The 22383-nt window shown below is 61.0% G+C and carries 17 protein-coding genes; 9 read left to right on the top strand and 8 right to left on the bottom strand.

Annotated elements, in window-relative coordinates:
- Window positions 1–141: 141 nt before the first annotated feature.
- Window positions 142–2448, bottom strand: coding sequence for a sodium-translocating pyrophosphatase (locus tag IEX36_RS03265; protein ID WP_229668678.1), 2307 nt, complete (start codon window positions 2446–2448; stop codon window positions 142–144).
- A gap of 302 nt (window positions 2449–2750) precedes the next feature.
- Between IEX36_RS03265 and IEX36_RS03260 the strand changes: the two genes are divergently transcribed.
- Entirely contained in the window at window positions 2751–4256 is a 1506-nt protein-coding gene (locus IEX36_RS03260) for a S8 family peptidase (RefSeq protein WP_229668677.1), read from the top strand.
- Window positions 4257–4534: 278 nt separating this feature from the next.
- Here the strand turns inward: IEX36_RS03260 and IEX36_RS03255 are convergent, their stop codons facing one another.
- Window positions 4535–4909, bottom strand: a complete 375-nt coding sequence (locus tag IEX36_RS03255; RefSeq protein WP_188757883.1) for a hypothetical protein — start codon at window positions 4907–4909, stop codon at window positions 4535–4537.
- A 120-nt stretch (window positions 4910–5029) separates the two neighbouring features.
- On the opposite strand from IEX36_RS03255, the gene IEX36_RS03250 reads away from it, so the two are divergent.
- Entirely contained in the window at window positions 5030–5962 is a 933-nt protein-coding gene (locus IEX36_RS03250; RefSeq protein ID WP_308422273.1) for a mechanosensitive ion channel family protein, read from the top strand.
- Between the two features lie 146 nt (window positions 5963–6108).
- Here IEX36_RS03250 and IEX36_RS03245 read toward each other — a convergent pair whose 3' ends face one another.
- The 4 genes from IEX36_RS03245 to IEX36_RS03230 all read right to left on the bottom strand — a co-directional run bounded on the left by IEX36_RS03245 (window position 6109) and on the right by IEX36_RS03230 (window position 10786).
- Entirely contained in the window at window positions 6109–8250 is a 2142-nt protein-coding gene (locus tag IEX36_RS03245; RefSeq protein ID WP_188759786.1) for a thioredoxin domain-containing protein, read from the bottom strand.
- Between the two features lie 60 nt (window positions 8251–8310).
- The gene (gene alaC, locus IEX36_RS03240) at window positions 8311–9495 is read right to left on the bottom strand and encodes an alanine transaminase (RefSeq protein WP_188757882.1); all 1185 of its coding nucleotides are present in this window, start codon (window positions 9493–9495) and stop codon (window positions 8311–8313) included.
- A 116-nt stretch (window positions 9496–9611) separates the two neighbouring features.
- Window positions 9612–10124, bottom strand: coding sequence for a protein-disulfide reductase DsbD N-terminal domain-containing protein (locus IEX36_RS03235; RefSeq protein ID WP_188757881.1), 513 nt, complete (start codon window positions 10122–10124; stop codon window positions 9612–9614).
- Window positions 10124–10786, bottom strand: a complete 663-nt coding sequence (locus IEX36_RS03230; protein ID WP_308422272.1) for a TlpA family protein disulfide reductase — start codon at window positions 10784–10786, stop codon at window positions 10124–10126. The genes IEX36_RS03235 and IEX36_RS03230 overlap by 1 nt, the downstream gene beginning before the upstream one ends.
- Window positions 10787–10910: 124 nt before the next feature.
- On the opposite strand from IEX36_RS03230, the gene IEX36_RS03225 reads away from it, so the two are divergent.
- Entirely contained in the window at window positions 10911–11903 is a 993-nt protein-coding gene (locus tag IEX36_RS03225) for a KpsF/GutQ family sugar-phosphate isomerase (RefSeq protein ID WP_188757880.1), read from the top strand.
- Window positions 11904–12032: 129 nt separating this feature from the next.
- On the opposite strand, the gene IEX36_RS03220 is transcribed toward IEX36_RS03225, so the two are convergent.
- Window positions 12033–13307, bottom strand: coding sequence for a GGDEF domain-containing protein (locus tag IEX36_RS03220; protein ID WP_188757879.1), 1275 nt, complete (start codon window positions 13305–13307; stop codon window positions 12033–12035).
- Window positions 13308–13606: 299 nt separating this feature from the next.
- Between IEX36_RS03220 and IEX36_RS03215 the strand changes: the two genes are divergently transcribed.
- Together IEX36_RS03215 and moaA are read left to right on the top strand one after the other, a co-directional pair.
- Window positions 13607–15232: an L-lactate permease gene (locus IEX36_RS03215; protein ID WP_188757878.1), complete on the top strand. Its 1626-nt coding sequence runs from the start codon at window positions 13607–13609 to the stop codon at window positions 15230–15232.
- Window positions 15233–15350: 118 nt separating this feature from the next.
- On the top strand, window positions 15351–16433 hold the full coding sequence (gene moaA, locus IEX36_RS03210; protein ID WP_188757877.1) for a GTP 3',8-cyclase MoaA: 1083 nt from the start codon (window positions 15351–15353) through the stop codon (window positions 16431–16433).
- 154 nt (window positions 16434–16587) lie between these two features.
- On the opposite strand, the gene IEX36_RS03205 is transcribed toward moaA, so the two are convergent.
- Entirely contained in the window at window positions 16588–19851 is a 3264-nt protein-coding gene (locus tag IEX36_RS03205) for a serine/threonine-protein kinase (protein ID WP_188757876.1), read from the bottom strand.
- A gap of 333 nt (window positions 19852–20184) precedes the next feature.
- On the opposite strand from IEX36_RS03205, the gene IEX36_RS03200 reads away from it, so the two are divergent.
- The 4 genes from IEX36_RS03200 (at window position 20185) to IEX36_RS03185 (ending at window position 22381) form a co-directional block, all read left to right on the top strand.
- Window positions 20185–20907 (top strand): HAD family hydrolase, encoded by a 723-nt coding sequence (locus IEX36_RS03200; RefSeq protein ID WP_188757875.1) that lies wholly within the window; start codon window positions 20185–20187, stop codon window positions 20905–20907.
- Window positions 20908–20961: 54 nt separating this feature from the next.
- Entirely contained in the window at window positions 20962–21207 is a 246-nt protein-coding gene (locus IEX36_RS03195; RefSeq protein WP_188757874.1) for a type II toxin-antitoxin system Phd/YefM family antitoxin, read from the top strand.
- Complete coding sequence (locus tag IEX36_RS03190; protein ID WP_188757873.1) at window positions 21204–21593, top strand: type II toxin-antitoxin system VapC family toxin; 390 nt, start codon at window positions 21204–21206, stop codon at window positions 21591–21593. The genes IEX36_RS03195 and IEX36_RS03190 overlap by 4 nt, the downstream gene beginning before the upstream one ends.
- Before the next feature lie 248 nt (window positions 21594–21841).
- A complete protein-coding gene (locus tag IEX36_RS03185; protein ID WP_188757872.1) occupies window positions 21842–22381 on the top strand; it encodes an RNA polymerase sigma factor in 540 nt (179 codons plus the stop codon).
- Window positions 22382–22383 lie beyond the last annotated feature (2 nt).

Here is a 22383-nt window from a genome sequence, read left to right as displayed (position 1 = left end):
CCTACAAATTACTCCCGTCAGGCCACCGTTTTCCACTACCTTCGAACCTATAGACGCTCCTCAGTCAACTCCGTTGCAATGCGCATCCATTCGCGTAAAAATGAGCGGCCCGCAGGCCGCCCATTCAGTGAAACGCAACCGTCACACAAACAGCGGAGCCAGCACAAGCGTAATCGTCGCCAGCAGTTTGATCAGTACGTGCAGACTTGGCCCGGCCGTGTCCTTGAACGGATCGCCAACCGTATCGCCTACAACCGAAGCCTTATGCGCCTCAGACTTCTTGCCGCCGTGCTGGCCCGACTCGACGTATTTCTTCGCATTGTCCCACGCGCCGCCGCCATTGTTCATCAGCATCGCCATCAGCACCCCGGCAATCGTGCCGACCATCAGCAGACCAGCCACCGACTCAGCGCCGGCAAGGTTCACCGGAACACCGGCAATCGCAGGCACCGGCAGAATCGTGCCCGCAGCATACGTCGTCGAAGCCGTCTGATAGGTAGAGCTGAAGTTGCGGAAGATGAGTCCAACCGCGACCGGCAAACAAACCACCAACGCACCCGGCAGCACCATCTCCTTGAGCGCCGCGCCCGTCACAATATGCACGCAGCGGCCATAGTCGGGCTTCGATGTACCCGCCATAATGCCCGGGTTCTCGCGGAACTGGTCACGCACATCCTGCACCACCTTCTGTGCCGAGCGCCCAACCGCCTTGATCGCCATCGAGCTGAAGAGAAACACCAGCATCGCGCCCAGCATCGCACCAACAAACACCGGCACCTGCGCCAGGTTGACGTTCGTGAAGTTCCAGCCCGGAGGCATATACCCGCCCGCCAGATTCACCTTGTGCGCAACGATCGCCCGAACCTCTTCGAGATAAGCCGAGAACAGCAGGAACGCCGCCAGCGACGCCGAACCCACTGCATAGCCCTTCGTCAGAGCCTTGGTCGTATTGCCTGCCGAATCCAGTTTGTCCGTCCGCGCACGGATCGCGTCCGCCTGGTTCGACATCTCGATGATGCCGCCCGCATTGTCCGTAATCGGCCCGAACGTATCCATCGCCAGAATGTACGCCGCACAACTGAGCATTCCGATGGTGGCGAGTGCCGTCCCGTAGATGCCCTTCGCGTAGTCGGAGATGCCCACAACATCATGCAGTCCCTGCACGCCAAAGTAGTAGCTCAGCAGCAGCGCCGCAGAGATAGCAATCACCGGCATCGCCGGCGTCTCCATGCCCACAGCAAGGCCGCTGATGATGTTCGTCGCTGGCCCCGTCAGCGAAGCATGCGCAATCGAGCGCACCGGCTCATAACGCGACTCCGTGTAGTACTCGGTGATCCACACAAACAGAAACGAAGTCACCAGACCAACAATGCCGCAGCCAAACAGCCAGCCCGGATGCACCAGCGGCCCATTCAACATGCCATACACCGCAGCGGCAAAGCCAATCAGCGCAAGCCCCGACGTGACATAAAACCCGCGATTCATCGCATGCATCGGGTCTTCGGTCTCCGTAGTCCTCACCACAAAGACCCCCACCAGGCTGGCAATCAGGTTCACCGCCAGCATCACCAGCGGAAACAGAATCCCCTTCACCCCGAAGACCGGATAAAGCGCCGCCCCAAGAATCATCGCGCCGACATTCTCCGCCGCAGTCGACTCAAAGATGTCCGCGCCACGACCCGCGCAGTCGCCCACATTGTCGCCCACCAGATCGGCAATCACAGCCGGGTTGCGAGGATCGTCCTCAGGGATGCCGGCCTCAACCTTGCCCACCAGGTCCGCGCCCACATCAGCCGCCTTCGTGTAGATGCCGCCGCCAAGCTGAGCAAACAGCGCCACCAGCGACGCACCAAATCCGAAACCCACAAGCTGATACGGCACCGTCTGCGGATGCTGAAGCCCGCCAAAGAAAAGGAACAGTGTGCCGACACCAATCAGCGAAAGCGCCACCACCACCAGACCCGTCACCGCACCGCCGCGCAACGCCATCTGCAGCGCGCCGTTCAAACTGCTCCGCGCCGCCGAAGCCGTCCGAATATTCGCCCGAATCGAGCAGTACATCCCGGTGTATCCAGCAATGCCGGAGCAGATCGCCCCAACCAGAAAGCTGATGACCACCTTCAACGCAATCGGAGCCGTGCGCGCCGAGACCGAATACCCCACAAACAACGCCACTGCAAGCAGCAACGCAATAATCCCAATCGTCTTGTACTGCCGCCGCAGAAACGCCTCGGCGCCCTCGCGGATAGCGTCCGAGATCACCCGCATCTCCGGTGTCCCGGTATCTGCCTTATTCACCGCACGGATCAGCATAAAAGCCGCGACCAGGGCCAGCACTCCTACAATCAGCGCCATCCAAAGCCAAATCCCGCCATCATCCCCACCTGCATATCCTGTCACTGGAACCTGCGCCCCAATCAGTACAGCCAGACGTCCTGCAAAACCCATGCAATGCTCTCCTTACTGCCAAAACCACAATTTGTTTCACTAAAGGGGGCATTAGAGCATGGCCAAACACAGGGGGTCAAACCCCTCATCCACGTGTCCGGATATCGGTTTCATACTGGCACTCCGCCTCAACAAAACGTCAGTCCACCCACCACGTCGCTAATCCTTTCCCGCCCGCCGCCGATTCACTCACTAACCGCTCTCGAAGCTGGCAAGAATGAGGGAAAGCCGTGCCCACTGAACTCCGTCTCGCACTCCGCAAGATCATCCCCAACCCATCGCGTCTTAGGATGTGGCTTTGCGTGAGTACAATTTTGGTCCTACCTCTCACCTCTTCTTTCGTCTACTCCCAAATCCGCGACGAAATCACTCCAGCACCAATCATGCCGCACCGCTATCTCGTCATTTATCGCAACCAAACCATTCCCAGCGACGCCGAATCCCATATCCGTTCGGCAGGCGCAAAGCTCATCAGCCGCAGCGGCCACCTCGGCATCGTAGCCGTCCAAACCAGCCCCGCCGAAGACGACGCCACCGCGCTCAGCAAGCTCCGCTCACAACCCAACGTCGCCTACGTCATCCACGACCAGGTCATCTCCGCCGAACGGCTTCATCTCAAAGTTGCCCCAGCCACCTTTAGCGTCGTTATCGGCAAACCCAACCCAGCCCCCTACGACACCTACTACAACTCGCCACAGGGCTGGGCCGTCCAGCAGGTCGGCGGCTACGGAGACAACGTCCCCGGCGGCCCCGCGCACGGCCCATGGGACATCACCCAGGGCAAAGGCATACGTATCGCTGTGATCGATAGTGGTGTCGACGAAAACCACCCCGACATCGCCCCCAATCTCGCGCTCAATCTCTCCGAAGTCGACCAGACCGTCTACCCCAGCCCCTGCGACGACGGCTCCCCGCAAGATCAGTCAGGCCACGGCACCTGGACGGCCTCACTCGCCGCAGGAGCCCTCGGACCTGGCACCGGCCTGGTCGTCGGCGTTGCCCCGCAGGCAACCATCCTCAACATCAAAGTCCTCGAACGGATGCCCGCGCTCATGAACGGCGCCAGCATCGCCGATGAGTGCGAAGCTGGTCAGGCCAGTGGCCTGCTCAGTTGGGTGCTCCAGGGCATCAACGACGCCATCGCCAACCGCGCCGACATCATCTCGCTCTCCGTCGGCGCCGTCGCCGACCTCACCACCGGAGACGGCGCCGGTCTCAAAGCCGCCTTCGACAGCGTGACCTACGCCGCGGCCCAGGCGAACGCCGTGCTCGTCGCCGCAGCCGGAAACGACGGCTTCGATCTTTCCAATCCGCGGTACGTCGTTCTGCCCGCGCAATCGCGCGGAGTCCTCGCCATCGAAGCCTCAACGAACCCAAACTGCGCCCAGTCAGCCGGTCAGAACGACGCCTGCACCCCCGGCCCCGTCACCCTCGCCTACTACAGCAACTACAACATCCCCGGCGCACTCGCCGCTCCTGGCGGCAGCTATCCCGAAGGCGCAGACACCGCCGCAACAGGCTGGGTGCGCGGAGCATGCAGCTCCGGCCTCGCTGGAACCATCGACGGCCCACCCTCCGACTCAGCCCACAGCATGGGCTGCTTCAGCTTTGGCCATACAGCCTATGTGCAAGCCATGGGAACGAGCGCCTCCGCTCCATTAGCCGCAGGCGTAGCCGCACTCATCCGCGCCGCGCACCCGGACTGGGACGCCGCAACCGTCGTCTCCGCCATGCAGTCCTCCGCAGTAGCAGTGCCCGGACTTCCCATCCCCGAAGTCAACGCAGCCACCGCACTCGGCCTGCAATAACAGGTCCTTTGTAACTATTTCTCTGAGCCGTAGTTTCCTTTGTTCTCTGAGGACGGCTTCCTTTGTTTGTCATTCCCGAAGGGAATCTGCGTCTGCATTTGGCATTTCCATGCAACAGCCTTTGCATTTCCATTCCGCAGCGCAGCGGAGGAATCTGCTGTTCTCTCAACCAGCCACCAAAGCCCGGGTGCCCCATCCATGCACAGCTTCACCGTGCATGGGTGGGATTGAACACTTTCCACCGAAGAGAACCTGCGTTTGCTCGAATCGTCAGGCCATCAACCCTTCATCCGGTCCTTCACGCTCTTCGCCAGCCGCTCAATCTCTTCAGCCTTTCGGGCCACGTCATCGGGAGAAACATTCTTCCCAGACTTATCCATCTCCTGCTTCAACTGCGTCGCCAGATCCAGCAGCTTATCGGCATCATTCACCATCTGCTTCTGTCGGTCGTTATTCCTCATCTTTGCCTGAAGTTCCAGTAACGATGGAGGCATACCTTCACCGCCATTAGGGTTGCGGCCATCAATCGACGGCGCCGCAGGATTCCGCGGCATTGTCGACTGCTGCGACGCATCCATCTGCGCTATAGCGGAAACCCCCGCCGCGCCCACAAGCAACACTCCGCCGATTGCAGCCGTTAGCATCGCCTTCATATCCACCTCGCATCTCCGCCCACCTGCGGGGTCTCGCGTCGCCTGTCCATTGCATCCTACAAACAAACTGTCGCATTCTGTTCGTAACACCCACCGAAAGCGAGACCCGATTTGAGATTCATGATGCTCCTTCAGGCAGTGCCCCTGCAAGACCAGCACATCCTCCAGGCAGTCGAGCACGACTGGCACGGCGACCTCATCGACTTCCTCCGCGGCCAGGTGCCAAAACTCATCGCTGTCTTCCTCATACTGTTCATTCTTCAACGCATCGTCATGTTTCTGGTTCACCGTCTTCAAAAACGGGCTGACATCTACGTCGCAAACTTCCATCGAGCCGCGCAGCTTCGCACCATCGCTTCTATCGTTCGTGCCACATCCTATGCTGTGCTCGCGTTCATTGCGCTGATGCAAATTCTTAACATCTTCAACATTGATTACAAGCCCATCCTGGCCTCTGCCGGAATCATCGGCGTCGGCATCGGCCTAGGCGCGCAATCCATGTTCAAAGACATGATCAACGGCATCCTCATCCTCATCGAGGACCAGTACAACGTCGGAGAAGTCGTCACCATCGCCGGACTCAAAGGCACCGTCGAAGAGCTCTCGCTACGCAGCACCCGCGTGCGCGACGGCGACGGCACCCTCTACATCGTCCCAAACAGCCAAATCGCAACGGTCTCCAACTTCTCCCGCGATTACTCCATCGCATCGTTGCCCGTCAGTGTGGACGCCAGCGCCAACCCCGACCGCGTCATGGACATTCTTCGCAAGCTTGCCGACCAGGTGCGCAACGACCCCGCCTTCAAAGACATCGCCATCTCCGATCCCGACATCCTCGGCGTCAACGAAATCCGCGGCCGCGAAGTCATCTACCCGGTCAACATCCGCGTCCGTGCAAACCAGCGCGACCCCGTCCTTCGCGCGCTCCGCCGCCGCATCATCCTCGTCTTCGAAAAAGAAGGCATCCCACTCGGCATCTCGTCAAACATGCTGCTCATGCAGCAGAAGCCCGACCCAACAGCCCCTCCCGCTCAGCAGCCACTGATCGGCTAAACAAGCCGGAATTGAACCCTTGCATTTCCATTCCGCAGCGTAGCAGCCTGCTCTAAGCGAAGCCGAACGGGGAGGAATCTGCTTCTCCCTGCTGCGGATGCGCGTGCCCCAGCATCTCGCTTTTGAGACGTGGGGTCACTCATCCCCTACAAAGCCTGATTCATCGCCTCAATCAGCTCATCCGCGGTCGAAACCGGAGGCAGACATCCTTTGCCATTGCAGATCGCGGCAAAGCTCCCCTCACCCTTCAGCCCCGGCAGATGCGGCAGCGTCTCCGCCAGCGCCGGAGGCAGCGCACCAAGCTGGTCCCGCCGCAGCCGAATCACACTCTTATTCACCGCATACCGAGCCAGCGCCACAGCCTCCAGCTTGCGCGCATTCGCATCATCGCCAATCACGCACACCTGCACCGCACGCTGCACCATACGCTGCAAAGCCAACCCGTACGTCGCGGCAAAAAGCCCGAAGTGCTCAACAACGCCAGCGAAGTGCTCCATCGTATCCAGAGCTTTCACTTCGTAGTCCTCGCGCCCGTTCAACGCCTCCAGCCGCATCAGCAGCGCAGCCGCCACAGGATTAGGAGCAGGAGTAGGCGAGTCCTGCAGAGGCTTGCGCCGCGCGCTCAACGCACCCAGCCGCACCTCACCATCAGCCGCATTCTCCATATCGAAGAAGCCGCCACCAACCTTGTCATAGAACCGCGCGATCACGCTCTCAGCAATCGCCTCAGCGGCCCGGTAGTAGCGCATCTCGCCCGTCACCTCCCACGCATCCAGCGCCGCGTGGGCAACGAACACATAGTCATCCAGCACACCAGCCACACGCGCCGCCTTGCCACCCTCTTCGCCATAAGCGACCACATGCGCCATGCCACTCTCCGGGCTCCACGCCTCAGCCAGCACACGGTCCAGCGACTTCAGCGCGAACGCCCGCACCTCCGGCAGGTCCAGCACACGCCCCGCCTCCAGATACGCCGAGATCATCATCCCGTTCCACCCAACGTAGATCGTCTTGTCCACATACGGCGTAGGCCGCTTCAACCGCGCCGCATACAGCTTCGTCTTAGCCGAAGCCAGCCGCTCACGCGCAGCCTCCAACGGAACGTTGTTCGCCTTCGCCACATTCTCCAGCGTCCGCCGTACATGCAACACATTCTTCGCCGGATTGTGGTGCATGTCGCCAATCTCGCCAATGTCATAGAACGCGCTCGCGATAGCGAACTCCTCCGGAGTCAGCACAGCCGCGGCCTCATCACTCGTCCACGTGAAGTAGTCTCCATCGTCATCGAGAGAATAGTCCGCATCCTGCGAAGCATAAAACCCGCCGCGCTCGCGGTCGCTCAGCCACACATCGATCCACCCGATCATCTCCCTGGCCACCCGCGCGCACTCCGGCTCCACAAACGTCTGGTAGCCGTGAACGTAGTTCTTCAACAGCTCGCTGTTGTCGTACGCCATCTTCTCGAAGTGCGGCACCACCCACTGCTCATCGACCGAGTAGCGATGAAACCCGCCCGCCAGATGGTCATAGATCCCGCCCTTCGACATCTTCTCCAGCGTCACCAGCGCGGCCTGCTTCGCCTGCTCCCCCAGCTTCGCGCCATCGCCCACCGACACCCTTGAAGCCGCATCCAGCAGCAGATCAATCGCGCCCGAGTGCGGAAACTTCGGCTGCGCGCCAAACCCGCCCGAGCGCGCATCGAACTGCTTCAGCACCGCGGCCACCATCCTGCCCACCAGCTCCGGCCCCGGATTCCCCGCCTTCCCATTGAACGACTCGTTATGCTCAATCGCCGCCATCACGCTGCCGGCCGACTCATCCACATCGCTGCGCTGCTTCTGAAACGCCTCGGCCATCGTCGCCAGCACTCGCCGAAACCCAGGCCGACCATGCTGGTCCAGCGGCGGAAAATACGTCCCGCCAAAGAACGGCTTGCCATCAGGCGTCAAAAACGCCGTCAGCGGCCACCCTCCCTGCCCGCTCACCGCGGCTACCGCCGCCTGATAACGCGAATCCACATCCGGCCGCTCATCGCGGTCCACCTTCACCGGAATAAAAAGTTCATTGATAACGCGCGCCGTGTCCTCGTTCTCATACGACTCGCGGTCCATCACATGACACCAGTGACACCACACCGCGCCAATGTCCAGCAGGATGGGCTTGTCCTCAGCCTGCGCCTTCTGAAACGCCTCTTCGCCCCACTCGTTCCATTCCACAGGTTGATGCATCGCCGAACGCAGATACGCCGAAGCCGCGTTGGCCAGAGAGTTCTTATGCTCTTTACTCATAGACATTTAAGTCTATTCCACCCGAGCCCATCCGCGCAGAAAAGGTGTCTGAAGTGCGCTTCAGACACCATTCTTAAACATCTGCTTGATCCCACGCAGGGCCTGCCGTGTCCGCTCCTCGTTCTCAATCAGCGAAAACCGCACATGCCCATCGCCATGGTCGCCGAACCCAATCCCCGGACTCACCGCCGTCTTCGCCTCCAGCAGAAGCTTCTTCGAGAACTCCACTGACCCAAGCCCCCGGTACTGCTCCGGAATCCGCGCCCACACAAACATCGTCGCCTTCGGCAGCTCAACCGGCCATCCCAGCTTATTCAGCCCCGACACCAGCACATCCCGCCGCGAGCGGTACGTGTCACGAATCTTCGCCACGCAATCCTGCGGCCCCTCCAGCGCAGCAATCGAAGCCACCTGAATCGGCGTAAACGTCCCATAGTCGAAGTAGCTCTTGATGCGCCCCAGCGCCGCCACCAGCTTCTTGTTCCCGACCATAAAGCCCACACGCCATCCCGGCATGTTGTAGCTCTTCGACAACGTGAAGAACTCAACCGCAATATCCTTCGCGCCCGGAACCTCCAGCACGCTCGGTGCACGATAGCCATCAAACACGATATCCGCATAAGCCAGATCGTGAACGATATAGATCCCCAGCTCCTTGCACAGCGCCACCACGCGCTCGAAGAACGCAAGGTCAACACACTGCGTCGTCGGGTTCGCCGGAAAGTTCAGAATCAGCAGCTTCGGCCGCGGCTGCATCCGCGGAAGCTCATACTCCAGCTTGGCCAGCAGAGCGTCCGCGCCACCGTCTTCCATCGCGATGCTCTGCACCTTCGATCCAGCAATCACCGGTCCGAAGATGTGAATCGGATAACTCGGGTTCGGCACCGCAACCGTATCGGTATCGTCCAGCACAGCCAGACACAGATGGGCAATCCCTTCCTTCGAGCCAATCGTCACAATCGCCTCCGTCTCCGGGTCGAGATCGACGTCGTAGCGCGACTTGTACCAGTTCGTGATCGCCTTCCGCAGCCGCGGAATCCCACGCGAGAGCGAGTAGCGGTGCGTCACCGTCTTCTGCGCCGCCTCAATCAGCTTGTCCACAATAAACTTCGGAGTCGCGCCATCGGGATTGCCCATCCCGAAGTCGATAATGTCCTCGCCGCGCTTCCGCGCCGAAGCCTTCAACTCCCCTGTGATGTTGAACACGTATGCCGGCAGCCGCGTCAGCCTTCTAAACTCATCCATCTGTCTCGGGTCGCTCCAGAAAATTGTCCTGTATCCATGATGCCATCCCGCGCAGCCGCACACCTGTGCTCCTGGCGCGAAAGCTGTTCAAAAGCTGTGCGAACGAACCAGCCCGATTACCTCGCGGTAAAGATCACCTCAACCGGCAGGTTCCTCGGCGGATAGCACGCCGCATGGTCGCACGCCTGATAATGCAGCGTCGCGCTGATCGTCCGCGCTCCCGCCTGCGCCACCACCGGCAGCTTCACAATAAAGTCGCCGGTATAAACGCTCAGCTTGTTCGAAGGATCAAAGCTGAAGCTGTAGCTCTTGCCCGACGGATACACTGCCGTCTCCGTCTCGACTCCGCTCGCAGGCTTCAGCATCAGATCGGTGGGAATCAGCAGCGCCGAGTTCGGCGTATGCGAGTTCACGTGATACCCGCTCATCACGCGAAAATGAATCTCCAGCACAGTGCGCTTGCCCGCGCGCACATCGTGGTCCTCAGCCAGATACAGCACATACGACTTCGCCGCCGGAGCGGGTAAAGGAAGCGTTCCCGCCTGTCCCCAGGCCAACGCAGAAGAAGCACTCAAAGACACACAAAGCCCCGCCAGCAAACATCCAGCAACCGCCACACGCAATCGCATCACAGTCCTCCTGGATTAGCTCCTGGATTGGCCTGGGCTGCACCCGAAGCAAGAGCTGCTTTGATGTGCGCCTCGATCTCCTCCTTCGGCCCCAGGCCAGCAGTCTCCTCCACAACAACACCGTTACGCCCAACATAGAACGACATCGGCAACACATCCACTCCGCCGTATGCCTTCTCCACCTGATCGTCTGCTACAAGAATCGGGTAAGTCACGCCAGTCTTCTCCGTCACCTTCGTGACCGCGTCCTTCCCTGCATCCGCATCCGCAACGAGCCCCAGAATCACCAGTCCCTGTCCCGCATACTTCTTTTGAAACTCCTCAAACCACGGCATCTCCACCTGGCACGGCCCGCACCATGTAGCCCAGAAATTTACCAGAACCGCCTTACCCTTGTAATCGCTCAGCGAAACCTTCTTCCCATCCATCGTCGCCAGCGTAAACACAGGAGCAGACTTACCCTGCAAGCTAGGCTCTTCGCCCTCATCATCATCCGACGCTGCAACCTGTCCCGGCTGCCCAGCCTTACCGGGAATCAGCTCCACGTGGTTCTCCTGCGCCTTTTGCATCGCCATCCGGCGCGCGCGCAGGTTATGCCATCCAGCCCACAGCATCAACGCGATGCCCACGATCATCACACCAAGAACCAGCGTCTTACGCATCACGTCGAAACACCCTTCCACCAGACATCAAAATTGTCCTGGCTGTAGTTCTATTCCAGTTTAGACGCAAAGCCCCCGGGAATGCCGCACATCCGCTCTGCTAGCATCATCTTGAATCGAAACCATGTCCGAGCAAGCCGCCGAACCCGTCCGCCCCTCCGACTACGTCCGCATCGAGTCAGCCGCGCTCAATCGCCTCGCCGAGCGGCTCGACACCACCATGCTCGCGCCCTTCAACCAGGCCTGCGACCTGCTCGTCCACTCGGCAAGCTCCAAAAACCGCATCATCGTCACCGGCATCGGCAAAAGCGGCCTGATCGCCACTAAGATCGCCTCCACCCTGCGCTCCACCGGCACGCAGGCCCACTTCCTCCACGCCGCCGAAGCCCTGCACGGCGACATGGGCATGATCGCCTCCGGAGACACCGTCCTCGCCCTCTCAGCCAGCGGCGAAACCGCCGAGCTCCTCGCCCTCATCCCCGCCATCAAGCGCCTCTCGGCCAAACTCATCGCCCTCACCGGCAACGCCGCATCCACCCTCGCCCAGGCCAGCGATATCTTCCTCGACACCAGCGTCCCCGCCGAAGCCTGCCCGCTCAACCTCGCTCCCACCGCCTCCACCACCGTCATGCTCGCCCTCGGCGACGCTCTCGCTCTCGAAGTCAGCCGCCGCCGCGGATGGCGCGCCGAAGACTTCGCCGACCTGCATCCCGCCGGCCGCCTCGGCAAGCGCCTCGCCCGCGTCCGCGACCTCATGCACTCCGGCGACGCCATGCCGCAGGTCGCGCCCGCCACGCCCATGCCCGAAGTCATCTACGAGATGTCGCGCAAGAAGCTAGGCATGACCACGGTCCTCAACAACGGCAAACTCGCCGGCATGGTCTCCGACGGCGACCTCCGCCGCCTCCTCGAACGCGACGGCTCCCACGCCCTCGAACGCACCGCAGCCGAGATCATGAACCCTCACCCACTCACCATCGACGCCAGCGCCTTCGCCTCAGCCGCGCTCGCCCTGATGGAAGCGCGCAAGATCACCTCGCTCATCGTGGTCAGCGCAGACGGCATCGCCGAAGGCGTAGTCCACCTCCACGATCTCTGGACCCTGCAACTCATCTGACCCGTTCTAAGGAAGCTCTGATTAAGTCGCAGCCTTGAAGGGGCGTGGCTTCAGCCACGCCATAACGTCCTTCGATTTAATGAGGCTTTAGCCTCTGAGGGAATTGTTCAGAACTTAATCAGAGTCTCCCTACGCTTCGCGCTGCGGAGTAAGCGCCGCAGCCACCTGCAACCGCCCCACCGGAACCTTCCGTTTGCTGCCGTACATCCGTTCGTCAGCAATCTTCAGCAGCTTCGAAGCGTCCTGCGCGTCCTCTGGAAAGACCGCACTGCCCAGGCAAGCCGTAACCATCATGGGTTGCCCATCAATCAGAATCGCCGTCTCAACCGCCCTCCTGATGATCTCCTCAAAGAAGGCAACTGAGTGTCCCTTCGTCAAATCCGATGCGAGCAGCACAAACTCATCGCCGCCAAGTCTGGCAAGGCTGTCAAAAAGGTTGCAGCTCTCCCGCAGATGAAGAGCGACCTCGCGCAACACCTGATCGCCCGCTGGATGTCCCAGCGTATCGTTGATATTTTTAAATCCGTTCAAATCCAGCAGAAACAGCGCCAATCTGCTATCGCGCTGCCGCGCACTCTCAATCGCAACTGGAAGCCGGTCGCTAAACAGCCTCCGGTTCGGCAACCCCGTCAGCTCATCGTGCAGGGCAAGCCACTTGTTGCTCGCCACCTGCTCCTCCAGCATCACCAGAATCATCCCAATCGAGATCAGCGATTTCTGCAGGTTCCAAAGGTGCGAAGCAAGTTCTGCATAACCGTGAGACATCACCACCCACGGATGGATCAGCAGACAGATCGACCACGTGCCGAATCCGGTCAGAATAGCCAGTCTGCCGGTACTGTTACGCGGCAGCCGCTGATAAAAATTCACCGTCGCAATCAGGTAGACGACGCAGATGCTCCAGTACACGACAAAGCGATAAAGCCCATCGCGCACCAGCACATCCGCAAACAGCCAGCCCGCAGCGAACAGCCCCGCATACACCACATTGCGCCGCAGAAAGATCGACGTCGCAACTCCCGTCACCAGCCCCAGCACAATTGTCGGAAAGTAGATCTGCGCGACCCGGATATTCAACCCATACGTCGTGCACAACGCCAGCAGTGGCACTGCGTTCATCACCATGAACAGCAGTCGGTCGCCACGCGTCCGCCCCGGCACATCCACTGCCCAGTTGAATATCAGCCCGGCCAGCAGGTAGCAGTCCAGCACAACCACGTGCAGCAAAGGCGCAGGAATCACATGCGGCGCATAAAAGGTATGCGCCGTGGCCTCGACCAGTGTAAAAAACAGGCCGAGCAGCCAGATGTCCGTTTGCTTATGCGGGTGTCTTCTGTGCAGCAGAAAGAGAACGACAACCAGAATCGTCAAGGCGGACAGATCGGGTAGAAAAGAGTAGTTCATCGAAATCCATGCTTCGCGCTCTGGGAAAGCTCTGCGATAGATCCGGCTCGATAGCACGCCTCAAAAGGGCCAGCGATACTGCATTATCCTGCATCTTCGCAGAATGTTGAATAAAAAATCGACGTCTCTCATAAAAATTTGAAAAAAACATCCGCCGCACTGCTCTAAAGCTCACAAAATGGCTTAAGTTCACGCCCATTCCTCTCGCTATCCCAGAACCTCGCTATACTGAGAGGCCTCATGGCGTTCCGTCATGAATCTCCCGCAAAACGCCGGTCGCACCGCACGAGGTTTGACGGATGACATCACCCTGGCCCCAACCCTACTACCTCTTCGGACGCGGCCTCGCCTTCTCTGCCTTTCTTGCCATTCTTCCCACCCTTCTTCTGCTCTTCCTGCTCGCCGTCAAACGCAAAGCCTCATGGATCGCCGCTTTAGCCGGACTCGCCGCAACCATCGTGCTCGCCATCGGCGCCTACGGCATGTCCTGGCAACACACATTCAGCGCCGCTGCCTATGGCGCCGCCTTCGGACTCTTCCCCATCACCTGGGTCATCTATTGGGCCCTCGTGCTTTACCAGATCACCGTGCGCACCGCGAAGTTCGAGGTCATCAAAGACTCCATCGGCGCCATCACCTCCGACGCGCGCCTGCAAGCCCTCCTCATCGCCTTTGCCTTCGGAGCATTCCTCGAAGGCTGCGCCGGCTTCGGCACCCCCGTAGCCGTCGCCGCCGCCATGATGGTCGGCCTCGGCTTCGCTCCGCTCTACGCCTCATCGCTCTGCCTTCTCGCCAACACCGCGCCCGTAGCCTTCGGCTCCATCGGCATCCCTATCCTGACGCTCGCCGCCGTCACCGGCCTCTCTATGAACCACCTCAGCGCAGACATCGGCATGATCTGCGCGCCCATCTCGTTCTTCCTCCCCGCCTATCTCATCCTCGTCACCAGCGGACGCGCCGCCGTTCGCGCCGTATGGCCCGCCGTCCTCGTCTGCGGAGCGTCCTTCGCCCTCGTGCAGTTCTCCGTCTCGCGCAGCATCGGCCCGCAGCTCACCGACGTCCTCAGCTCGCTCGCAGCCATGGCCGCACTCATCCTTCTGCTCCGCCGCTGGCAGCCCACGCAGATCGAATCCATCCACCCCGCAACCTCGACCACGCCGCGCACCCACACCGCCCGCGAGATCTGGTCCGCATGGATGCCCTACGCCCTGCTCGTCGTCTTTGTCCTCGCCTGGGGCATCGGCCCCGTGCAATCGCTCCTGAGCAAAGCCACCACCGCATTCGCCTGGCCCGGCCTGCATAACGAGATCCTCCGCCAGCCCCCGGTCGCGCGCACACCAGCCTTGTACGCGGCTATCTTCAACGGCAACTGGCTCTCCGCCGCAGGCACCGCGTGCATGTTCGCCTCGCTCTTCTCCGCGCTCGCGGCACGCATGAAGCTCCGCGCCTTCCTCGAAGAGTGCGGCACCGTCGTGCGCATCCTCATCTACCCCACCATCACCGTCACCGCGATGCTCGCCATGGCATTCGTCATGAACTACTCCGGAGCAACCGGCACGCTCGGCCTCGCATTCGCCGCAACCGGCTCCGCAGTTCCCTTCTTCAGCTCCATCACCGGCTGGCTCGGCGTCTTCCTCACCGGCTCCGACACCGCATCCAACGCCCTCTTCGGCAACCTGCAAGTCGTCAGCGCAACCCGGCTCCAGCTCGACCCCACGCTGATGGCCGCCGCCAACTCCGCCGGCGGCGTCATGGGCAAGATGATCAGCCTGCAATCCATCGCCGTAGCCGCCGCCGCCACAGGCATGTCGGTCCCCGAGCAGGCAAAGCTCTTCCGCTTCACCCTCCGCCACAGCATCCTGCTCGCCTCCATCGTCGGCCTCGAAGTACTCCTCTACGCCCACATCCTCCACCACGTTCGATAAATCCCTCTCGCCCCGAAACGCCCCGAGGGTGGAAGCACCGGCCTTCAGGCCAGTGAACCCACGCCGCAATCAAAAGGGCTTCAGCCCCGGTAAACTATAAAGAGCCCGTAGGCACGCCATGAGCTTCAAGATCATCTCCACGTCAGATGAAACAAACAGCAGCCCAACGCTGCCCATCCCGCCGCTCGCGCCCGGCCCCGTCCAGGACACGCGCCACCGCGGCCTACACGACCTGCGCATCTCCGTCACCGACCGCTGCAACTTCCGCTGCCCCTACTGCATGCCCCGCAGCGTCTTCGACGAGAGCTACCGCTTCCTCCCGCACGAAGAACTGCTCACCTTCGAAGAGATCGTGCGCGTAGCAAAGCTATTCCACACCCACGGCACGGAAAAGATCCGCCTCACCGGCGGCGAACCGCTCCTGCGCCACGGCATCGAGACGCTGGTCGAGATGCTCGCCACCGCGCTCCCCAAAGCCGATCTCACCCTGACCACCAACGGCTCGCTGCTCAAAGCAAAAGCCCGCGCCCTCAAAGCCGCCGGCCTCAACCGCGTCACCGTCAGCCTCGATTCGCTCGACGACGCCACCTTCCGCGCCATGAACGACGCCAACTTCCCCGCCGCCCGCGTGCTCGAAGCCATCGACGAAGCCGCCGCCGCTGGCCTCGCTCCGGTCAAGATCAACATGGTCGTCAAACGCGGCATCAACGACGCTCACGTCATCGACATGGCCCGCCACTTCAAAGGCTCCGGCCACATCGTCCGCTTCATCGAATACATGGACGTCGGCGCGACCAACGGCTGGCGCATGGACGACGTCGTCCCCAGCGCCGAGATCGTCCGCCGCATCCGCGAAGTCTTCCCCGCCGAGCCCGCCAACCCCAACTACACCGGAGAAGTCGCCAAACGCTGGCGCTACCTCGACGGCACAGGTGAGTTCGGCGTCATCTCCAGCGTCACCGAAGCCTTCTGTTCCAGCTGCACCCGCGCGCGCCTCTCCACCGACGGCACACTCTACACCTGCCTCTTCGCGCAGAAGGGCTACGCACTCAAGCCGCTGCTCCGCGAAGGAAAAAGCGATGAAGAGATCAGCAACGCCATCGCCTCCATCTGGCAGCACCGCGCCGACAACTACTCCGAGCAGCGCACAGCCGATACCGCCCGGCAGCGCAAAGTTGAGATGAGCTACATCGGCGGCTAGAGCGTTTTCCTCGCGGCTGTAGCTTCCCTCTCGACGTCGTCATTCTGACCCTGAGCAACGCGAAGGGGAAGAACCCCCGCATTTTGCTTGTATCAGCAAGAATCTTTGCCTTGGGTGAGAACTACACTCCTACGAAAATCGACATCATCCTCAGCTATTTCCCGGCTGTCTTCGTGCGCACAAGCGCCTCTTTCACCAGCGGGTCCTTCGGATCGGCATGAGGCCACAGCGAAAGAAACTTGATATACGCAGCCGCACTGCCAGCCTTATCGTGATTCGTCCAGGCCGACCGCGCCACGCCAATCTCAGCCATCGGGTACAAATCGCTTGAAAGCAGATAGTCAGATCCGCGATGGTTCAGCACCGCCTGATAATCCACCACGGCAACCGGTGCCTGCCCCACAGCCTCGTGCGCCATGCCGCGCAGATACGGCGCAAGCGAAACCTGGTCATAGCCTCCAAGCCCCATCAGCAGCTGCAACGCCGAAACAGGATCATTGATGCCAATGTCCGCCGCCGCCGCAAGCTCCGGCGCATAGTATTGCCCCACCGCAACGTTCTGCGGAAAGCTCTGCTGCAAGCTGGCGATGGCCTTGTCTGCATACGTCTTGTTCCCGCAAAGCCCCGCAGCCATAGCCGCCGTAAAGCTCGCAGCCGGGCCACGCTCCATGCCACTCACCTCATTCGCCAGCGCCAGCGCGCGGCCACAATTCTCCGTCAGCGCACGATCCAACGCAGCCTGCGCCAGCAGCGAAGCCGGAGCAGACCGCAGCGAAGCAACGCTCGCCGCCGCCGCTCGCCACGCAGTCTCGCCGGCAGTGAACTGCCCCGTGTTGTCCAGATAAAGCGCATAAGCCATCATCGGCGAAGCCAGCAACTGCGCAGAAGCGCCACCCGCCTGCATGATCTTCGCCTGTTGCTCCACCCAATCCTGCTTGCCACCGAGATATGCCACGGTCAGAGCGTTCGCGTAAGAAGAAGCAACTCCAGCATGGCTCGACTTCTCCTCCAACTGGAACGCCTCATCGTAGCGATCCAGCCCTACCAGCGCATGCTCGGCTTCGTCATAAGCCTCTGCCTTGAAGGGATTCTCGCCATAGCTCTGTTGCGCCGCCAGCAGCGCCTCTGGCAAAAAGCCCTCCAGACGCGACACCAGCGCCAGCGAAGCCAGCCCACCCGCATCATGCGGATTGTGCAACACGTACTGACGAATCACCTGCCGCGCCTGGCGATAGTCCGAGTTGACATTGATCAGATAGCAGAACTGCGCCAGCAGCTTCACCCGGCTGCTCGCATGTCCCGCCGCACCCTGCGCGAGCCTCGCCGCATTCGCCGCTTCCACCTCCGCGCCCTGCGAACGATAAATCCACGCCAGCTTCATCTGCGCTTCAATGAAGTGCGGGTCGAGCGCAACAGCTTTTTGATACGAAGCCAACGCATCGCCAACCTGGCCCGCCTGCATAGCTGCGCCTGCAAGCGCATACTCATGCAGTGCATCCACATTGCCGGTCGCCTCTTGCGTCAACTCGACCGTCTGTCGTGCCCGCGCAAGCCCTCCCTCTGCGACCTCGGCGCGCACCTCGCGCGCCAGCCTGCCAATCGCGGCTGGAATCTGATCTCTGCCATCCGCCGTCTCATCCAGGCTGACGATCTTGTCATTCGTCGCCGTATCCAGCACCTCAACGCTGATCGTGTACGACTTGCCGAAGCGCGTAATCTCCCCGTAGAGATAGTCCTTTGCCCCAACAGCCTGCGCAACCCGATCAACCGGAACATGCGATGTGCCATCCGTCGCTGCCCCAATCTGCCGAAGTCCTGCGTGATACGCTTCGCCCCCGTAGACCTTCAACGTGTCGGCCTGTCGCAACTCCATCTCAAGTCCCTGCATGATCGTGCCATCGTCGAGCGCCTTATCGCTGGTCCCGTTCTGGATGGTGGTCAAAAGCAGAGCATCGCGCGGCCCCAGCACGATGGGACGGAAATGTCCTCCACGCGCCAACAGATAGATACCTGCAAGAAGCACAACAAAGGCCACACCAAATTCAATCGCCCGCTTCACTCGCCGCTCACGCAGACGCAACTGCAGCTCGGTCGGCAATGTGCTTACACTGGCCACCAGCGGCAGCGTCCACGATGCATACTTGGAGCGGGTATCCTCGCGTGGCGCAACTTCAGAGTCGCTGCCCGGCTCAATTCCCGCACGCTCCTGCTCGGCGCGATCCGCCATGGCACGCGCCGCCCAGAACTTCCCTGTCGATGAATCGCTGATCGCCACCGCGCTCGATTGTGCAGACCACTCAGGCTCTCTCGCTGCTCCGTTGCGATCCTGCGCCGGAGCCCTGCCTTCAGGCCGCGGAGGCCGCGCATCAGCCACTGGCGAGCGAGGCATCTGCGGCGAACCATTCGGCAACGATTCCGAACTCTGCGAAAGATCGCCACTTACATGCGCGCGCTCGAAGCTCGTCACTCCCGGCAAAGATGCAGCGGACATCCCCTGCGCCGCCCGATTCCGATCAGGCCACGGAGATTGCGGCAGCTTGTCGCGCCACGCACCCAGGCTCCTGCGCACCGTGATTGTTCCCAGCGCCTCGTGCAGTTCTTTCGCCGACTGGTACCGGTCGCGCCGCTCCTTCGCCAGCAGCTTCTGAATCACCTTCTCCAGATGCCGAGGCACCGCACTGTTCCACACCCGCACCGGGTCCGGCGTGCGGTTGAAGAGCTGCTGAAACATCTGCGCGCTCGTCGTCCCTTTGAACGGCAACTGCCCCGACGCCATCTCGTACATCACAATCCCGAGCGAGAACAGGTCCGAGCGAATATCAAGCGGCTCACCTCGCCCCTGCTCCGGCGACATATACGACAGCGTCCCAACTGTGCCGCCGCGCAACGACAAATCAAGCGTGCGCGATCCCCACCCGCCGCCCTCCGAAAGCCCAATCTTTGCCAGCCCGAAATCCAAGACCTTCGCCTGGAACCGCCCACTCGGCATCTTCACCAGAAAGATATTCGCCGGCTTGATATCGCGATGGACCACACCGCGCGCATCCGCCGCCTCAAGCGCATCTGCAATCTCCATCGAGTAGCGAATCATCTCCGCCACCGGCAACGGCCCACGCGCAATCCTGCTCTTCAGCGTCTCGCCGTTCAACAACTCCATCACCAGGTACGGATTCCCGTCCTGATCTCCAATATCAAAGATGGTGCAGATGTTCGGATGGTTCAGTGCCGAAGCCGCGCGTGCCTCCAGCAGAAAGCGCTCACGCATCGCAGGCATCTTGTAGTCATCATGCAGAAGTTTGACCGCGACCTCACGGTGCAGACGTGCGTCCCACGCGCGGAAGACATGACCCATGCCTCCGCCGCCCAGTCTGCCCAGGATTTCGTACGGCCCGAACCTCTGGCCAACCTCCGGAACCATCTCTTAATTGCCTTCCCTCAACGCCTGGGAGAAAGACTCAGCGGACTCGAAGCGCCTCTGTCACAAAATCATAGGTACCCTGCGCCGTCTGCTGCGGCCGGTCGAGGAGTGCGTTCCTAAGTTGACAACCTGTTCTCTACGACGCGCTCTTCCATATCTGAAGATGTCCGCGTCATGGCACAAGTCTGCCACGCACGTCTCGAGCCAAACGCACGGCTCCAATCTTCAATTTTTCACAGACATACACGTCGACATATCCCCCAACCGTGTCATGCGAACAGTCCTTGTTACTGCGGCTGGACAACCGGGCGGCCCTCCATATAACTTTCCCCCGTGAGCCCGCATCGCCATTCCGCCCGATACCCCGCCCATCAGACCCTGCTGATCGACGCCGACGACACCCTCTGGGAGAACAATATTTACTTCGAGCGCGCCATTGCCTCGTTCATCTCCTACCTGAACCACCGCGTCTACACCGCCGACCAGGTCCGCGAGCACCTCAACCACTGCGAACGCGCCACCATCTCCAAACGCGGCTACGGCCTCACCAGCTTCCGCCAGTCGCTCGTCGACTGCTTCGAACAGCTCACCGGCCAGCCCGTCCCGCCCGATAAACACAAGCGCATCATCAGTTTTGCCCAATCCATCGCCGACCAGGAGATCGAGCTGCTCCCCAACGTCGAGCCCACCCTCGCCGAGCTCGCCAGCCGTCACAAGCTCATCCTCGTCACCAAGGGCGACCACGCCGAGCAGACCGACAAGCTCCGCCGCTCCGGCCTCGGCCCACACTTCTCTGCCGTCGAAATCCTTCCCGAAAAGCACCACGCCGCCTACCGCAGCCTCGCCAAACACCACGCCTGCGAAGCCGAAACCACCTGGATGATCGGCAACAGCCCCAAGTCCGACATCAACCCAGCCTTCGCCGCCGGCCTCAACGCCATCTTCATCCCCCACGACTTCACCTGGGCGCTCGAACGCGAAAACATCGACCACCCGCCCGCCGACCGCAAGCTCCTCGAACTAGCCCACTTCGCCGACCTCACACGCTACTTTTAATCTGCCGCATGTTAGACTAGACTAACTGAACTTAGTCCACTGAGACCCTTCGGCATGAACATCGTCAACATCCACGAAGCCAAGACCCATCTATCCAGCCTGGTCGAGCAGGCGGCAAACGGCGAAACCTTCATCATCGCCAAGGCCGGCAAGCCGCTGGTAAAGGTCACGGCGCTTGACGCTCCCACCGGCAAACAAAAACGCCGCACTGGTTTTCTGTCTGGACAGATCACCGTACCCGACGACTTTGACCGTATGCACAGCAAGAAGATCGAAAAACTCTTCGGCAGCGGGCAATGAAGCTCCTGCTCGACACCCATCTGCTGCTCTGGGCGGCGGAGCGGTCCCGCCGGTTGTCGCGGACCGCCCTCAAGCTGATCGAAGACCCTGCCAACGAGCTGTTTTTCAGCGCGGCAAGCCTCTGGGAGATAGCCATCAAGCAAGGGCTGGGCAACCGGAAAGACTTTCATGTCGATGCGCGTCTGCTCCGGCGCGGGCTGCTCGACAACGGCTACAGCGAACTCCCCATCCTCAGCGAACACGCCGTCGCAATCGACGCCCTGCCACCCCTCCATAAAGACCCTTTCGACCGCATCCTTGTGGCTCAGGCTACAGTTGCGGGCATCACCCTGCTTACGACCGATTCATCGGTTGCGAAGTATCCGGGTCCCGTACGGAAGGTGTAAGTCACTCTCCCGTATGAACTCCGCGCTAAAACTGTAAGGTTTTTCCTCACCATCCGTCAGCTAAAGTGTCCGACAACAACCCGGACAAAGGAGAAACCCAATGACCACGAAACATTCCTGCTGCCCCGACTGTCCCTGCTGCCCCGGCAGCCCAGACTGCCCATGCGGTGACGTTCACCCCGGCATCTCATCCAACTAACAAATAGCCGGTGCGGGAAAAACCCGCATCGGCAACGACGAGCCGCCAAATGTCATCCGTAGCAATCTCCAACCTTGTCCTCCAGCGCAGCGAATTCCTGCGCTTCGTCCAGCGCCGCGTCGGCTCACGCGACACCGCCGAAGACATCCTTCAGGCCGCCTACGTCCGTGCCGTCGAACAGGCCACACACATCCGCAACGACGAGTCCGCCTCCGCCTGGTTCTACCGCATCCTGCGCAATGCCGTCATCGATCACTACCGCCATCGCACCGCCGAAGACCACGCACTCGCGCGCTGGGCGCAGGACCTCGAATCCAGCACCGCGCCAGATCCCAAAACGAGCGAGATCGTCTGCGGCTGCATCGCCAAAATCATCCCCACGCTCAAGCCCTCCTACCGCGAAATCCTCCACGAGGTAGAGCTCGCCGGAGCGACCCTCGACACCTTCGCCAAATCCGCCGGAATAACCCCAGCCAACGCCGCCGTCCGCGTCCACCGCGCCCGCCAGGCCCTCAAAAAACAACTGATGCTTGTCTGCGGCTGCTGCTCCACTCACGGCTGCATCAATTGCACCTGCGCGAGCGCCTGATC

The organism is Edaphobacter acidisoli (assembly GCF_014642855.1).
GTDB classification, from domain to species: Bacteria; Acidobacteriota; Terriglobia; order Terriglobales; family Acidobacteriaceae; genus Edaphobacter; species Edaphobacter acidisoli.
The sequence above is the reverse complement of the archived record's forward strand: the minus strand, read 5'-3'. Positions and strand labels throughout refer to the sequence as shown.

Bases quoted from the DNA above. Each gene is read 5' to 3' on its own strand.
- IEX36_RS03220 (WP_188757879.1), bottom strand. From the start codon at position 13,307: ATGAACTACTCTTTTCTACCCGATCTGTCCGCCTTGACGATTCTGGTT.
- IEX36_RS03265 (WP_229668678.1), bottom strand. From the start codon at position 2,448: ATGGGTTTTGCAGGACGTCTGGCTGTACTGATTGGGGCGCAGGTTCCA.
- IEX36_RS03215 (WP_188757878.1), top strand. From the start codon at position 13,607: ATGACATCACCCTGGCCCCAACCCTACTACCTCTTCGGACGCGGCCTC.
- moaA (WP_188757877.1), top strand. From the start codon at position 15,351: ATGAGCTTCAAGATCATCTCCACGTCAGATGAAACAAACAGCAGCCCA.
- IEX36_RS03190 (WP_188757873.1), top strand. From the start codon at position 21,204: ATGAAGCTCCTGCTCGACACCCATCTGCTGCTCTGGGCGGCGGAGCGG.
- alaC (WP_188757882.1), bottom strand. From the start codon at position 9,495: ATGGATGAGTTTAGAAGGCTGACGCGGCTGCCGGCATACGTGTTCAAC.
- IEX36_RS03225 (WP_188757880.1), top strand. From the start codon at position 10,911: ATGTCCGAGCAAGCCGCCGAACCCGTCCGCCCCTCCGACTACGTCCGC.
- IEX36_RS03250 (WP_308422273.1), top strand. From the start codon at position 5,030: ATGATGCTCCTTCAGGCAGTGCCCCTGCAAGACCAGCACATCCTCCAG.
- IEX36_RS03205 (WP_188757876.1), bottom strand. From the start codon at position 19,851: ATGGTTCCGGAGGTTGGCCAGAGGTTCGGGCCGTACGAAATCCTGGGC.
- IEX36_RS03255 (WP_188757883.1), bottom strand. From the start codon at position 4,909: ATGAAGGCGATGCTAACGGCTGCAATCGGCGGAGTGTTGCTTGTGGGC.
- IEX36_RS03235 (WP_188757881.1), bottom strand. From the start codon at position 10,124: ATGCGATTGCGTGTGGCGGTTGCTGGATGTTTGCTGGCGGGGCTTTGT.
- IEX36_RS03230 (WP_308422272.1), bottom strand. From the start codon at position 10,786: ATGCGTAAGACGCTGGTTCTTGGTGTGATGATCGTGGGCATCGCGTTG.
- IEX36_RS03185 (WP_188757872.1), top strand. From the start codon at position 21,842: ATGTCATCCGTAGCAATCTCCAACCTTGTCCTCCAGCGCAGCGAATTC.
- IEX36_RS03195 (WP_188757874.1), top strand. From the start codon at position 20,962: ATGAACATCGTCAACATCCACGAAGCCAAGACCCATCTATCCAGCCTG.
- IEX36_RS03245 (WP_188759786.1), bottom strand. From the start codon at position 8,250: ATGAGTAAAGAGCATAAGAACTCTCTGGCCAACGCGGCTTCGGCGTAT.